General features: G+C 56.5%; 1 protein-coding gene. It reads left to right on the forward strand.

Annotated elements, in window-relative coordinates; all coding sequences use genetic code 11:
- The coding region (locus H7U32_RS09685) for a DegT/DnrJ/EryC1/StrS family aminotransferase (RefSeq protein WP_204469839.1) at positions 1-547 on the forward strand (547 nt) is incomplete at both ends.

Below are 547 nucleotides of genomic sequence, written 5' to 3' on the forward strand. Positions count from 1 at the left end.
TCGTCATGGCCTCACCGTCATCTACGACGCCGCTCATGCATTCGGGGTTACGAAGGACGGTGTCCCGATTGGAACGTTTGGCGATGCGAGCATGTTCTCGTTTCATGCTACGAAGGTGTTCAACACCATCGAAGGGGGTGCGGTCTGCTTTTCTGACGATGGCTTGCGCGATAAGCTCCAGCGGCTCAAGAACTTCGGTATCTGCGGTTCCGAAGATGCTGAGCTGGTAGGTGGCAACGCCAAGATGAACGAGTTCTGCGCAGCAATGGGTCTGTGCAACCTACGGCATGTGGATGACGAGATCGCCGCCCGCGCTCGCGTAGAGGAGCGCTATCGCATACATCTCGTTGGCGTGAAGGGCCTGACACTGATTGACCATCAGCTTGGCGTTCGATGCAACCACGCCTACTTCCCTGTGTTCTTTGAGGACGATTTCGGAGCGACGCGTGATGAGGTGTTGGATGCGCTCGCTGCCGAGGGCTTATACGGACGTCGCTACTTCTATCCGCTTGTCAGCGATTTCACGTGCTACCGGGGTCGCTTTAAT

Origin of the sequence: Bifidobacterium pullorum subsp. saeculare (assembly GCF_016899725.1) — a bacterium.
Lineage (GTDB): Bacteria > Actinomycetota > Actinomycetes > Actinomycetales > Bifidobacteriaceae > Bifidobacterium > Bifidobacterium pullorum_C.